The following is a 14711-nucleotide window of genomic DNA, read 5'->3' as shown; positions in this document are numbered from 1 at the left end:
CACTTCATTAAGTTCTTGGAGAAATAACATATTGTTGTGTTGTTGGTTTTAATAAGGCATCAAAAATAACTGGTTCGTATAAAGGATGAATATTTAAATATGCCTGAATACTTAAACATAGTGCCCCCATATTATGGCCATCCATGAGCATTTCGACTCGAATCTGTTTTAAACGGGGTTCATGTGCAGCAATCGATTGCTCAATTGACTGGCAAATTTTGTCGCGATCCGATGGATTTGCTGTCGATAAGCCCACAAAATCGATAATGCCAAATTGCAAAATAGACTTTTTTGCTAACGGAAAGTCATCAATCAGTTCATCTAACTTTGCCACCCGACTATTGAGGAGATCCTCTAAATCGGAAGCAACAGATTCACGAAGTTCTTGCAAAGACAGACCTTGAGTCTGCTGAGCATCTGCTGGTAATAAGCGGTCAAATAAAGTCGTTCTAAAACCATAAGGATAAAGCTGATCGAGATTCATATCTTCTTATAAATATTTAAAAAAATGAAAATAGAGGCTACCCAAGTAAGCCTCTATCTGAATCCATCTATTACGCTGCGTATGAAGCAGTGTTGTTAGATAATGACCACTTCTTAGTAACAGCACCTTTCGCAGTACCGTTAATATCTTGTTGGTTATATGTCCACTCTACTGCAGCATATTTCAAACCAAATGATTCGTGTGGAACACCTTCATCATTTACAGTTGGTGTCACGCTAGAAACCAACACATGTTTCAGTTTGATTTGAAGATATTTAATACGTTTGTCGCCATTCGCACGGTAGAAATCAATTTGAACTTCATCAAATGTATAACCTGCTGAACATGCTTCCCAAAGTTTAGGGCTTGTCGCGTCTAAATCTTTAACAAAAACCATGTCAGAATGCTCTACACGTTCTGCAGTGTGACCACCCACACTTGAAGAAGTCGCAGATTTAGGTTGACGGATGTTATGCGTCCAAGAGTTTACTTCTAACCAACTCTTGTGCTCTGCATCACGAGATTCGCCGTCTACTTTGTACTTACCACGAAATTGAATGTATATATCTTTCATTGTTCTGAATACCTATTTATTTAAAGTTATTATAGTGTTGACCCAAAATTAATTTGAGGACTGAGGTAACTCGGTCACAAGTCGTAATGAAACAGACAACTCATCCAACTGGAAATGTGGTCTTAAGAAAACCACAGATTTGTAGTGACCAGGCAAAGCTGGATTTTCTACAACTTTTACAGAAGCTTCACGCAATGGATACTGAGCTTTAGCTTCTTGAGATGCACCATCATCGAGTAACACATATTGCGATAACCATTCATTTAAGAAGGTCTCAACATTACCAGCTGATGCAAAACTACCCACTTTGTCACGCATCATTGCTTTTAAATAATGTGCAATACGTGAAACTGCCATGATGTATTGGATCTGGCTAGACAATGCAGAGTTGGCATTTGCTGTATCGCTGTCATATTTTTTAGGTTTTTGCGTCGATTGCGCACCGAAAAATGCTGCATAATCCGTATTTTTGCAGTGTACCAACGGAATAAAACCAAGGTCACTCAGTTCTTTTTCACGACGGTCAGTAATGGCAATTTCAGTTGGGCATTTAAAGACCACTTCGCCATCATTGGTTTTGAACGTATGGACAGGCAAGCCTTCAACTAAACCACCACCTTCTACACCACGAATCGCAGCACACCAACCATGCATATCAAATGCATTGGTTAAACGCGTACCAAAGGCATAAGCCGCGTTCATCCATAAATATTCATTATGATTTTCACCTGAAACTTCTTCAACGAAGTTAAATCCTTCAGTGGCAATGCCTTCTTTTGGATCATATGGCAAACGACCCAATACACGTGGCATTGTCAACGCAACATAACGCGCATCGTCACTTTCACGGAATGAACGCCATTGTACATATTCTGCTGTTTCAAAGATTTTAGACACATCGCGTGGACGATCAATATCTGTAAAAGATTCTAGACCCAACATATTTGGGCTTGCAGCCGAAATAAACGGTGCGTGTGCAGCCGCCGCGACATGTGAAATTTGCTCAAGCAAATACATATCAGAAGGTGTACGGTCAAACTCAAAATCACCAATCAGTGTTGCATAAGGTGCACCACCGAATGATCCATATTCTTCTTCATAGATTTTTTTGAACAATGTGCTTTGGTCAAAATCGGTCGCACCTTGGAAATCTTTAATCAGCTCTTTTTTCGTCGTATTTAACATACGAATTTTTGTTAAAGAGTTTGAAGGTGTTTCTTGGCAGAAATAATACAAACCACGCCATGTCGATTCAATTTTTTGAAATTCAGCATGGTGCATGATTTTACTTAACTGAGATGAAATCAACGCATCAATTTCAGCAATACGCTTATCAATTGATAAAGTCATATTGTCCGAAACGGTGATGGTACCTGCCATGACTTCTTTGGCAAGTTCACCGATCAGACTTTTTGCACGATCATGTTCTTGATCTGTACGCGCAATACGACTTTGTTCAACAATTGAATCTAAAAGCGAATATTCTTCAGTTGCTTCAAGGTTTGCAGCAGTTGCAGTATTAAAATTACTCATTTTCTGCCTCCACACTCAACTTACGAATTTGATCAGTGTTATGCAACACTTCATCCAGTAAATCTTCTAAGCGTTCATTATTTGAAATTTTATTACGCAAGTCAGACAGACGCTCACGCGCGGCAACTAACTTTTGTAGTGGATCAACCTGTTGTACAACTTGCTCTGGAGTGAAATCGGCCATGCTCTTAAATGTAAGATCTACCGACATTTTTCCACCGTCTTCAGTCAAGGTATTCTCAACTTGAAAATTAGCACGTGGCGCTAAAGACTCCATTACCTCATCAATATTATCTAAATCAACATTAATGAATTTCTTGTCTTTTAATTTAGTTTTCTCTACTTCAGATGCCGCAGAGAAATCACCTAACACCCCAACAACGAATGGTAACTCTTTAATTTCTTTACCGTCGCCAACTTCAACATCGTAAGTCAATTGAACACGAGGAGGACGAATTCGTTGAAGTTTTTTCTGTACACTTTCACGTTTTGCCATGAGTGCTTTTCCTTGTTATTTATTCTTCAATGTATCGAAAGGTGAACCACTGGCAGCAGGTTTTTTCGCTGTAGTCTGCGTTTTTGCTGTCGTGGTAGTTTTCTTTTTGCTTGCTGCTGTAGTCGTTTGTTTAGACTTGGTAGACGCTGTATTGGTTCGTTTTTTAGCTGGTGTTGTCTGTTTAGATTTCACATTGCTCGAAGATTCTGTACTTTTTTCACGAACATCTGCTGCAGCAGATGTAGATTTATCAATCGTCGGCTGAATATAACGAATATTATCCGACAACACTTTGGCAGGAGAATAGGTCTGTTCATCTAGAGTACGATTTTCATTACTGCGCATATGATTCAGCGCATTATAAGAAATAGCGATACCTGCTAAAAAAGTGACATCAGTAAGTTCAGGCGACTGATAGTTCTTTTCTCGCAGCAGATTGACCGCTTGCAATGCTTTTAAATTGTAACCATTAGCTTGATATTTTTTGGCAATATCTACAAAAATTTCATTTTTTAAGTTCTCATTTTTCTTATTTTTTTTGTCACATAACTGATTATAAAAACCAATAATCTCTGGATCTGTATCACCTACTGCCAGTGGATAATCCTTTAAACAGGATTTTTTCACAGATGCCGCTTTATCTTTTGCAAAAACGGTTTGTGTTAAACTAGCTGCTAAAATTATAGGTAATAAAACACTAAATTTATTCAAAATTGCCTCTGTATTTCTACGTGCTAAAACTTAATTTATGTGAATATGTGGAGAAATCACCACTTATTTTCCCGTGGGTTTTCTCTTCATTTATCAAAATTAAAAATATGCTGCAGATTTAACAAAAAATAAGCACATAGAGTCAATACAAAAATGTGCCAAATACCCCAAAGTTTGTCGACGATTTGTTTTTTTTTGTTTCATTTTATAAAAAAATCTTTTTCCTTTTTTTATTTAGTCTGTATTATATCGCCTAAAGCAAGACACTAAAAATATATAAGGTGTTGATTTTAAAGTTTTTATTTTTATAGCAAGAAAAAAGAGATCACAGTCAAACTTGTAAAATTTCGTACTGTGGATTCTAAATTTGATGAGTTATTTATGAATAATTTAAAAGTTTTAATTACTAAACTTTCACCTCACGCCCGCATTTCACTCGAAAAGTCAGCCAATACATGTATTTCACAGCAAAATTATGAAATCGAAATTGAACATTTTTTACTCGAATTATTAACCTATAACAATAAAAATGATCTTCAAATACTCTTAGAAAAATACAAAGTTTCTGCAGACGGTTTGGCAGATGACCTCAAAGAAAGTATCGCTCAACTTCCAAAAGGAAATACGCGCACCCCGATTTTTGCCCAATCCATTGTGCGCTTACTTGAACAAGCTTGGTTATTAGCATCTGCTGAACAAAATCCACAAATTCGTAGTGGTCATTTACTTGTTGCACTGCTTACCGCGCCAGATTTATACCAAATCGCAGCAAGAGCTTCTTCTCTATTCGATTTATTACCTATAGATACGATTAAACATAAATTTTTAGATCTTTGCCTAAAAAGCATTGAAAATGAAGATTTAGCAACAGCATCACTTGATGAAAAATCAGCAGTACAAACGAATGCAACTACGCCAGTTAAAACACCAGCTCTAGACCAATACACCATTAATCTTACTGAAAAAGCTAAAAATGGTGGCATTGATCCTGTGATTGGTCGTGAGTTTGAAATCCGCTTAATGCTCGATATTTTGATGCGTCGTCGTCAAAACAATCCGATTTTAACGGGTGAGCCTGGTGTTGGTAAAACGGCCGTTGTTGAAGGTCTTGCATTAAAAATTGCAACCAACCAAGTTCCAGATGCTTTAAAAAATGTCAGCATCCACACTTTAGATATGGGCTTGCTACAAGCGGGCGCCAGTGTTAAAGGTGAATTCGAAAATCGCTTAAAACAAGTTATTCATGAAGTTCAAGCCTCTGCACATCCAATCATTTTATTTATTGATGAAGCACACACGTTGATTGGTGCGGGTGGTCAAGCAGGTCAAAATGATGCAGCAAACCTGTTAAAACCGGCGCTTGCACGTGGTGAGTTAAGAACCATTGCCGCAACCACATGGGCTGAATATAAGCAGTATTTTGAAAAAGATGCCGCATTAAGCCGACGCTTCCAAGTAATTCAGGTTGAAGAACCGACTGAAGAAGTCGCAATCGATATGCTGCGTGCCATGATTCCCGTGATGGCAAAACATTTCAATTTACAAATTGACGATGAAGCTATCGTTACTGCAGTCCATGCATCACACCGTTATATCACTGGCCGTCAATTACCTGATAAAGCGATAAGTGTCTTAGATACGGCTTCTGCACGTGTAGCTTTAACGCAAAATGCACAACCTGTAAAATTGGATCAACTTCAAGCTCAATTACATAATTTGAAGCTTGAATTGGCGATTCTTGAAAATGAACATAAGAATATTCCTATTCACCACGAACGCATTGAAAGTGTAAAAACACAAATATCCGCGCTTGAACAAGAAATTCAGTCGACAGAAACGCAGTGGAAAAAAGAACTCGAAATCGTTCAACAGATTAAAACGCTTGAACAAGAGTCCGAGCAAAAACCAGAAAATATTGAAACTTTAAGCAATATTCGTAACCAACTGGCAACTTTACAAGGTCAAACGCCGCTGGTTTTTGAACGTGTAAATGCTCAAATTATTAATGAAATCATTTCAGACTGGACCGGCATCCCTGTTGGTAAAATGGTTAATGATGAAATTCAGCAAATTTTGAAGCTTGAAGCACAGTTAGAACAACGTGTGATGGGTCAAGATTATGCACTGCATCAACTGGTACAAGGCATTAAAACCTCCAAGGCAAAATTGGAAGATCCAAATAAACCTCAAGGCGTTTTCATGCTGGTTGGCCCAAGTGGTGTGGGTAAAACCGAAACTGCACTTGCGTTAGCAAACGAGTTATATGGTGGTGAGTCTCATTTAATCACCATTAACATGTCTGAGTATCAAGAAGCACATACCGTGTCGTCTTTAAAAGGTGCCCCTCCGGGCTATGTCGGTTATGGCCAAGGCGGCGTACTGACAGAAGCAGTTCGCCGAAATCCATATAGTGTGGTTTTGCTCGATGAGATTGAAAAAGCACACAGCGATGTTCAAGAGCTATTCTACCAAGTATTCGATAAAGGTACTTTGGAAGATGGTGAAGGTCGTGTTATTGACTTTAAAAATACCACTATCCTGCTGACTTCAAATGTTGGCTCTAGTGCCATTATGCAGGCTTGTTTAAATCAGCCAGTAGAAGAATGGCCGTCAGCAGAAGAACTTCTAGATGTATTAAAACCAGCTTTATATAAACAATTTAAGCCGGCATTTTTAGGTCGTATGCGTATCGTGCCGTATTTCCCATTGCACGATGATCTGCTTGTACGCATTATTCAGCATAAATTAGGCAAAATCACCGCGCGTATTGAAAAACAATATGGTACGCAAACACGCTATACCGATGATTTAGTCGAATTATTATTAAGTCGCTGTACTGAGGTCGATAGTGGTGCGCGTAATGTCGACAACATTTTAAATGCGACGGTCTTACCTGCTTTAGCCACTGAATTGTTGATGGCGATGAGTGAACAAAAGATTCCATCAGTCATTGAAATCGATGTCAAAGACGATGAAATTATTTATGTTTTAGATCCTAAAGGTAAACCTGCGAAAAAACGCAGCAGCAAAAAGACCAAAACCTTAGAAGCATAAGTTAGGAACGATGTAGAATATGAGTTTAGAGCTCGACGCTTTATTGCAACCGATTACGGATGATTTACCTTGCGGTAGTGATTTTTCATTTTCAAATGATTTTCATGCAATTAAAAAAGCTAAAACACAAGATGACCCGCTCTTGGATCAAGGCGACTGGATCGCAGAACCAAAACAGGCAGATTGGGGCTTTGTGCACCAAAAATCGTCAGATCTACTTCGCGAACATACAAAAGATATTCGCTTATATGGTTGGTTGCTTGAAGCGTGGACTCACATTCATGGTTTCGAAGGGATTGCCAAAGGGATTGAACTTACACAAAAAAGTTTGCAAGACTTTTGGCTACAACTTCATCCTGAAATTGAAGATGATGACCTTGATCAACGTCTAGGTTTATTACAAGGGATAATTAATCAAATCCCAACATTAATTAAATCAGTTTCAATCGTTCATGGCGCGGCAGCTTATTCCCTATCCGACTATGATCGACTACTTCATGTTCAAAACCAAAGACGTAAATCCAACCATGAAGATGATGATCAAGAAGAGTCATTTAATGGTATGGAACAGTTTGAACATGCCTTGTTCAATACGTCAAAATCAATTCAATACCAGTATTACCAACAGTTTTTAGATATTTTAAACCATTGGGAAAACTTAAAAACGACTCTTGATGATTTGATGGGTTTAGATGCGCCAAGCTTTGCTGGCATTGACTCTCAAATCGAAATGATTCACTTGAGCTTAAAAAAAATCTATAAAGCAGATGCTTTTATCAATTCATCGAGTGCTGAACAGGTTCAATCAAATTCTCCAATTGAAAGCCAGACACTTTCCACTGTAACTTCCGTGCAGAATGATATGCAAATAATACAACAACAGCATACACAGCAGTTTAAACCTCAAGTGCAAAATCATCTTGAAAATCGTGAACAAGCCATGAAAGTCTTGCAAGATATTGCTGACTATTTTCAAGTGAATGAGCCGCATAGCCCTGTCAGTTATATGCTGCAAAAAACCATTAAATGGTCACAAATGCCTCTACATGAATGGTTAACTCATGTGATTAAGGATGAAAACCCTCTTGAAGCTGTACAAGAAATGTTAGGTGTTCAGCAACAAAGCAATGAATCGAATAGCGACTGGTAAAAACAATGTTTAAAGCAGAAAAAATTTTATGGGGCGAAGGATTATTTTTACGCCCACAACACTTTCAATTACAAGATGCTTATCATGAACAGCGTTTAAACCATACGGTTCGCGCAACAATACCGTTCGCTTATGGTATTCAAAGTTTAATTTTTGATGAATCACAACTCAGTACCAATACTTTGGCTTTAAATAAAGTTGAAATGATTTGGCAAGATGGCGAGATTTATCAGGCGCCTGCACAAGACTTATTACCTGAGCCTGTACTACTTGATTCATTAAATTTACGTGGTGAAATGCAAATTTATTTAGCATTACCGATCGTTCAACCGAATAAACGAAACGTCAATTTTGAAGAAAATACCCAATCAAGTCGTTATCATTCACATTTGACTGAAACTCATGATTTGTTTACAGATGCGACGGCTGCTGAAATCACTTTATTACGCCGCCGTGCAGAGTTTAAAATCTTTGAATTAGGCCAAGAACCACAGCACAATCTTGATGGTTTTCTTTACATGCCTATAGGCCGAATCAAGCGCCAAAGTTCAGGTAATTTTGTCTTAGATTATCAATTTATCCCACCAATATTACATATTAGTTCGTGTGATTCGCTGATTACTGGGCTCAAACGAACGCTCAATATCATCAAAGCTAAAATTAAAACCATTCAATCGAATAATCGTGAAAACGAACAAAAGTTAATTGAATTCCGTTCAGGTGATATTGTGTCATTTTGGTTGGTTAATGCGCTAAATACTGCACATGCAACATTAAACCATTTATTGCAATATCCAATGATTCATCCTGAACGTTTGTATTTTGAATTATTACGTCTGACAGGTTCTTTACTCACCTTCTCTACAGCTTATGAAGTAGATCAACTCCCACAGTATCAACATCATAATTTGCAAGAAAGTTTTGCTCAATTAGATGTGATTTTACGTGAGTTGCTCGATACGATTATTTCAAATCGATATATCAGTATTAACTTGAAAGAAACCCGTCAATCCTACTGGGTGGGCAGTCTTGAAAGTGACAAAATTACTCGTGATTCTCGCCTGTATTTAGCTGTTTCAAGTAGCGTGATGCCGACACATGACATTATTTCTTATGTACCGCTGCGCTTTAAAGTCGGTAATACCGTTGATGTTGAACAGCGTGTCATGGCGGCATTACCGGCTGTGCCATTGCAACATATGATGCAAGTGCCAACAGCAATTCCAGTACGTTCAGGTGTGAGTTATTTTGAAGTTGAGCCAAATAATGATTTGTATCAACGTATGCTTGATTCTGAATCGATTTGCGTTTACATACCAGCTGGCTTCCAAGATATCTCGATTGAACTTATTGCAGTGATGAATGGTTAAGGAGCAATCATGAATATTTCAAATAATGCCCCTTCACTTTTTGACGATGGTCAAATTGGATTAGGCTCTTCAAAACCAAGTGCTGAACCGAAAATCAACAGTTCAACCAATTTAGTTGATCTACTGCATGATGGTTTTTACATCGTATTTTTACTCAAAAATCAATATGTTCCATCCAGCCCTGAAAGTTTCAGGACAAAAATTATGGATCTATTAAACCGATTTGAAAGCCAAGCCCGTAAGCTTCAATTCAGCAATGAAGATATTACGGACGCAAAATATGCCTATTGCGCTTTATTAGATGAAACCATTGTCACCCAACAAGATGCACGCTTTTTTGATTTACAAAACAATTGGATGATGAATCCATTGCAATTAAGTCTTTTTGGTTCACAGCTTGCGGGTTACCGCTTTTTTGAAAATTTAGAGCAAATTCGTTCTAAGAATAAAGATCGTTTAGCAGCACTTGAAGTTTATCATTACTGCATGCTACTTGGTTTTCATGGTAAATACCGACTTGAATCGATTGAAATGCTCAATTCACTCGTTGCACGTGTCGGTGATGAAATTGATTATATGAAAGGTAAAAAGGCGTTTTCGCCTTTCGCGGCACTGCCGGATCAAATTAAAAACATTATTCACCGTGAATTACCATTTTTTTGGATCATTATCTTTTGGGCATTGTTTGCTGTATTAGCATTTGGTGGACTGAAATATATGTTATCCAGTCAAAATAATCAGGCGTTATCACAATATCAAAATGTCATAACTGCACCATCGGAACAGGCTTATATCACTATTCATTTACCATAAGACTTAGACACCATGGCAAACGAAAAATCGAATAACGTTAGAATTTTACAGTCGACTCAAAAGAATAATTTACCGCCTTTAGCTCATGCTGCGATTGGCTTTCTTGTTGGTGCAGCGGTCATTATTGTTGCTGGCCTGGGATATTTTTATCTAAGTTCTGACGATCAGCCTGCAAATACAGAGATGACTACTTCTGCTCCAACTGAAGATAAAACTGAAACTGAGGCATCCGCTGCGCCCCGTCAAAGTGAAAATGAGCAAGCTTCAGCTGAAAAAGCACCGCAAACCGTTCATGTAACTGAAGAAAAAGATCCGGATAATGGTTTATATTCGAATGATTTAGCTACCGCTTTCAATCATGGAAATACAACAAAAGTGACTCAGCCTGTTCAAGCTGTAGCGAATAACCGTTCGCCTTTTGAAATTACCCAACCGCAGCGCCCTGTTGTAGCTGCTACAACAACCGTTAAACAACATATTCCAACCACATTAGCAAAACCTAAAGCTGCGCCAACAACAGCCAAGGTGACCAAGCCTACAGAGCCATCTACGAAAGCAGTAAAAGAAGATGAGTACTTCGAAGAGCCGATGGGCGGAACGCAAATTTCTGAAACCAAACGTCCGAAAGTGGTTGCTACAACAAACACTGCTAATGCGACTGTGAGCGCTACAGTTTCCCCATGATCATTTTTTTGGTTAGTTGTTTCTTTGTCTTAGCACTGGTGACAGTGCTTTGTTTTTCTTATGAACTCAGAGTTAAAGTTCAGGATTTTTTCTTTCAAATCATTCCACAAAGTAAAAAAAGAATTCAGCACGCCAAAAATTTTGCTTATGAACTGAACTATGCAGCAGCACCACAACAAATTCAATCACACTGGCATTTACAACAATGGTGGATTTTATTTGCAGGCTTCTTACTGTTTGCCAGTATTTTATTATTTGCTTTTACTCGCCCGATTACTGCAAGTAAAGTGGAAGCTGATTATTTGCGTAAAGTCGACCCACAAATTTACGCCATGCTTGATGGACAGGTTTTAGATGCGCCTCCTGAGGTTGAAGAATATCTTGTTCAAGAAGCGATCGCTGAAGAAGCAGCAATGATTGAGCAGCCATCTGTTATGGCCTCAAGTTTCAATCCAGAAGTTCAAGATATACATACGCATTCATATTCTACAGATGTGCCTTCAGCAGATCGTAAATGGCATAAAATGAACCCTCGTTATAAGCAGCGCTTATTAATGGTATTTAAAATTATGCGTGAACAGCATGGTTATGAAATGGTTTTGCTTGAAGGTTATCGTAGTCCTGAACGTCAAAATAATTTAGCCACCAATAAAAATACCACTCGTGCCCGTGGTTTCCAAAGTTATCATCAGTTTGGTTTAGCAGCTGATGTCGCCTTTAAACGCAATGGCAAAGTGGTCATTACTGAACGAGACCCTTGGGCTATGCGTGGTTATCAACTTTATGGTCAAGCCGCTGAGTCTGTCGGTTTAACATGGGGTGGACGCTGGAAATCTATTCAAGATTATGGTCATACTGAATATCGTATGCCAGGCCTGAAAAAAACTGCAGAGATGGCGGCACTACTTACCTCTGAAGGTCAGCTTCAAGCCAATAATATTTCGATTGAGTAATTTCGATGTTGTGCCTGCAAAATATAATTGAAGGCACACCGTATTAATTTAAATAATTTTGTATTTGCTCTAAAACGTCAGTTGTTTTTTCTGCATGTAACCAATGGCCTGCACCTTCTATTTCTACAATTTTCGCATGTGGAAATTGGTGTTCTATCGCCTTAGTATGTTCCGTGTTTGAAATATAAGGTGACTCTCCACCTTTGATGAACAATACAGGCTGTTGCCAAGTATTTCCGATATTTTCCCAACCAATAATCTGGTCATACTGTTTATACAACGCATCTACATTAAACAACCATTGTCCTTTACTAAACGATTTGAGTAGAAACTGTATAACCATATCCGAATGAATATACTCACGCATAATTTCAACCGCTTGCTGTCTAGATTGAATTTGTGCATTTTGTACAGCGATCAAAGCTTTAAATATTTCATCATGATGACGTTCTTGATATGCAAAGGGTGCGATATCCAATACAACAAGTTGCTCTACCCGCTCTGAGATTAAAGCCAATTGCATTGCGACCTTGCCTCCCATGGAATGGCCAATCACTGAAAACTTATCAATGCCAATTACATCTAATGTCTCAAGTACATCGTTTGCCATCTCACGATAATTCATTTCTGTACTTTGAGGTGATTTACCATGATTTCGTAAATCAAGCTGAATGACAGAATGTGAATTTTGAAAAGCTCTGGCAAGCATCCCTAAGTTACTGAGGCTGCCAAATAAACCGTGAATAAAGACTAGCGGGTGCGTTTCGCCTTCTAATTTTTGATGATATTCGTAATTTAGGATCATTTTTGAATACTTTGCTATGTTGATATAATGATGCCTAGTTGAATGAATGAAATCAAATGACAGTTAAAACTTATTAATCCTACTTAGGCTATTTTTAGGTGGCAATTAATTAACTTGCTTAGGCTATTTTATTAAGTGAAATAGCCAACCGCATTCAACCTAAAGGTTCTTTGTCTTTAATTTGCAGATTTAAAGTGATTAAAAGGAATTTTTAAATAGCGAATACCATTCCCTTCTGGTTTTGGAAATTTACCTGCATCCATATTGATTTGTATTGCAGGTAAAATCAGTTTTGGCATAGCCAAATTTGCGTCACGCTGAGTTCGCATTGTGACAAAATCTTCTTTTTTCGTACCAACGTGGATATGAATATTCTGCTGTTTTTGCGCATGCACACTGCTTTCGCAGCAGTATTTTGCATGACATAAAAACACGCGCATTTCAGGTGCTAACTGATAAATCTTTTGTACAGAGTCGAATAATACTTCCGCACTGCCCTTGGGAAAATCACAGCGTGCTGTGCCATAATCAGGCATAAATAAGGTATCACCGACAAACACAGCATCATCACCAACCACATAGCTCAGACAAGCAGGTGTATGTCCAGGCGTTGGAATGTTATAGGCATTTAACTCACCGATTCTAAATGCCTCATGATCTGCAAATAAATAATCAAATGACTGATGTGAATTAAAATATTTCACATCAAAATTATAAATGGCGCTGAATGTTTCCTGCACAATCTTGATGTTATAGCTCATCGCAATTTTACCATCAAGAACTTTTTTAAATATTGAGATGCAGTTAAGTGATCTGCGTGCACATGCATTTCTAAAATCTATTATATACTTAGGCTATTTTCTTGAAGTAACCAACTGCCGCCAGTCTAAATATTCATTCTGACATGCCTTTCCTGATTGAAAAATTTAACGTTTCAAGAGTGTTTGATTAGTTTTATTTAGAATTAATTTATAAACTTGAAAAATCACGAAATATATCCTCGGAGATTTTTCAATAAAGGCTGTTTATTATGAAGTTAATTGAAATAATAAATAATTTATAGATCAATACTAATATCGCTGAGTGCATCGCTCACCCACGTTAAAGCATCTGAGCCCAATTCTATAATATTCGAACCAATTTCAGCTAAGTCAGTCAAATCTACAGAAGACAACGGATCAGATGATGTACTATTTTTTTGCTGTTCTTGTTCAACTTGCGGCTCAATGGCTTGATCAAGATGAGTTTGCATGTTGTTGTAATTTATAGTCATTATTCTGCATAAGTTCAGCCTGTTATGTTGTTTTATATTACGTTCAGTTGATATTAATTTGGCTCAAACTCTTTAAGCACCTTATCTACAAACCACCACGGTAAACGCTGAATACCTGAATTCATCTTTAAAATTTCAGCTTGTTCAATTTCAGCAATGAAAGAAGCATGCTGTCCATCGGCAGAGTTATCAAATAAATAACTTCGATCCGTTGCTTCTACCGCCTGCATTAACAAATCCATACTTCTATAATAACGTTCGCGAATTTTTTGTTCTGGAACACCATGTCCACCCGTTTTCACTCGGTACTGAACACGTGAAATATTGATAACAGGATCAATAGTGGAAACATAATACAGATAGGTTTTAAAGCCTTTTCTTTTTGCTTCGCGTAGAAACTCCACCTTTGAAATATGGGACATCACCGTTTCAAAGGTAAAACTAATTTTTAGTTCTAAAAACTGCAAACGAATGTAATCGATAATTCTTGCACAAAGATATGAGTCAATCTGATCTGGATGAAACTCAATTTTCCACGGATCTAATATCTGAGGTTTACGTGCTAATAGCGGAATAAATGCTCCATCAGCGGGACGCTTTTTCGTATATAGAAAGTCAATTAGTGCTTCGGATTTTAAAGCGGGATGATAATCCAACAAATTGAGCCGGTGTGAATGTTTCAGTTGAGCTTCGAGTTCATCCGCATTTAAATATGCCCCAATATGATGGGGCAATAAATATTCTTTAACTGTGCTTTTACCTGAACCATTTGGACCCGCGAACATTCTAATGCGAGGTTGTGGAGGCATGT

The 14711-nt window shown here is 37.9% G+C and carries 14 protein-coding genes and 1 pseudogene; 6 read left to right on the top strand and 9 right to left on the bottom strand.

Annotated elements, in window-relative coordinates:
- Positions 1-7: 7 nt before the first annotated feature.
- The 5 genes from tssE to AC25JC_RS12625 all read right to left on the bottom strand — a co-directional run bounded on the left by tssE (position 8) and on the right by AC25JC_RS12625 (position 3714).
- Complete coding sequence (gene tssE, locus AC25JC_RS12645) at positions 8-484, bottom strand: type VI secretion system baseplate subunit TssE (RefSeq protein ID WP_180012026.1); 477 nt, start codon at positions 482-484, stop codon at positions 8-10.
- Between the two features lie 70 nt (positions 485-554).
- The gene (locus tag AC25JC_RS12640) at positions 555-1058 is read right to left on the bottom strand and encodes an Hcp family type VI secretion system effector (protein WP_078190771.1); all 504 of its coding nucleotides are present in this window, start codon (positions 1056-1058) and stop codon (positions 555-557) included.
- Between the two features lie 48 nt (positions 1059-1106).
- Positions 1107-2591: a type VI secretion system contractile sheath large subunit gene (gene tssC / locus AC25JC_RS12635; RefSeq protein WP_168379480.1), complete on the bottom strand. Its 1485-nt coding sequence runs from the start codon at positions 2589-2591 to the stop codon at positions 1107-1109.
- Positions 2584-3087: a type VI secretion system contractile sheath small subunit gene (tssB, locus tag AC25JC_RS12630; protein ID WP_078193364.1), complete on the bottom strand. Its 504-nt coding sequence runs from the start codon at positions 3085-3087 to the stop codon at positions 2584-2586. Before tssB ends, tssC begins: the two co-directional genes overlap by 8 nt.
- Before the next feature lie 15 nt (positions 3088-3102).
- Positions 3103-3714 carry a hypothetical protein gene (locus tag AC25JC_RS12625; protein WP_180023731.1) on the bottom strand — a complete coding sequence of 204 codons (612 nt, stop codon included), beginning with the start codon at positions 3712-3714 and terminating at the stop codon, positions 3103-3105.
- Positions 3715-4179: 465 nt separating this feature from the next.
- On the opposite strand from AC25JC_RS12625, the gene tssH reads away from it, so the two are divergent.
- From tssH to AC25JC_RS12595, 6 genes are read left to right on the top strand one after another with little or no spacing between them, the layout of a single operon-like run.
- On the top strand, positions 4180-6852 hold the full coding sequence (gene tssH, locus AC25JC_RS12620; protein ID WP_486924168.1) for a type VI secretion system ATPase TssH: 2673 nt from the start codon (positions 4180-4182) through the stop codon (positions 6850-6852).
- Between the two features lie 19 nt (positions 6853-6871).
- On the top strand, positions 6872-8002 hold the full coding sequence (gene tssA, locus AC25JC_RS12615) for a type VI secretion system protein TssA (RefSeq protein ID WP_078193367.1): 1131 nt from the start codon (positions 6872-6874) through the stop codon (positions 8000-8002).
- Positions 8003-8007: 5 nt separating this feature from the next.
- On the top strand, positions 8008-9372 hold the full coding sequence (gene tssK, locus AC25JC_RS12610; RefSeq protein ID WP_078190777.1) for a type VI secretion system baseplate subunit TssK: 1365 nt from the start codon (positions 8008-8010) through the stop codon (positions 9370-9372).
- A gap of 9 nt (positions 9373-9381) precedes the next feature.
- Complete coding sequence (gene icmH / locus AC25JC_RS12605; protein WP_078190778.1) at positions 9382-10185, top strand: type IVB secretion system protein IcmH/DotU; 804 nt, start codon at positions 9382-9384, stop codon at positions 10183-10185.
- 12 nt (positions 10186-10197) lie between these two features.
- Positions 10198-10869: a hypothetical protein gene (locus tag AC25JC_RS12600; RefSeq protein ID WP_180107933.1), complete on the top strand. Its 672-nt coding sequence runs from the start codon at positions 10198-10200 to the stop codon at positions 10867-10869.
- Positions 10866-11822: a M15 family metallopeptidase gene (locus AC25JC_RS12595; protein ID WP_078193371.1), complete on the top strand. Its 957-nt coding sequence runs from the start codon at positions 10866-10868 to the stop codon at positions 11820-11822. Before AC25JC_RS12600 ends, AC25JC_RS12595 begins: the two co-directional genes overlap by 4 nt.
- Positions 11823-11865: 43 nt before the next feature.
- Here the strand turns inward: AC25JC_RS12595 and AC25JC_RS12590 are convergent, their stop codons facing one another.
- The 4 genes and pseudogenes from AC25JC_RS12590 to AC25JC_RS12575 all read right to left on the bottom strand — a co-directional run bounded on the left by AC25JC_RS12590 (position 11866) and on the right by AC25JC_RS12575 (position 14709).
- Positions 11866-12627 (bottom strand): alpha/beta fold hydrolase, encoded by a 762-nt coding sequence (locus AC25JC_RS12590; protein WP_180086062.1) that lies wholly within the window; start codon positions 12625-12627, stop codon positions 11866-11868.
- Positions 12628-12803: 176 nt separating this feature from the next.
- Positions 12804-13465: pseudogene (locus tag AC25JC_RS12585) on the bottom strand (MBL fold metallo-hydrolase); the annotation flags it as partial.
- Positions 13466-13684: 219 nt separating this feature from the next.
- The gene (locus tag AC25JC_RS12580; RefSeq protein ID WP_486924167.1) at positions 13685-13900 is read right to left on the bottom strand and encodes a hypothetical protein; all 216 of its coding nucleotides are present in this window, start codon (positions 13898-13900) and stop codon (positions 13685-13687) included.
- 53 nt (positions 13901-13953) lie between these two features.
- On the bottom strand, positions 13954-14709 hold the full coding sequence (locus AC25JC_RS12575) for an ATPase (RefSeq protein WP_486924166.1): 756 nt from the start codon (positions 14707-14709) through the stop codon (positions 13954-13956).
- Positions 14710-14711: the final 2 nt, after the last annotated feature.

It is taken from the genome of Acinetobacter sp. P37 (assembly GCF_057480965.1).
The sequence above is the reverse complement of the archived record's forward strand: the minus strand, read 5'-3'. Positions and strand labels throughout refer to the sequence as shown.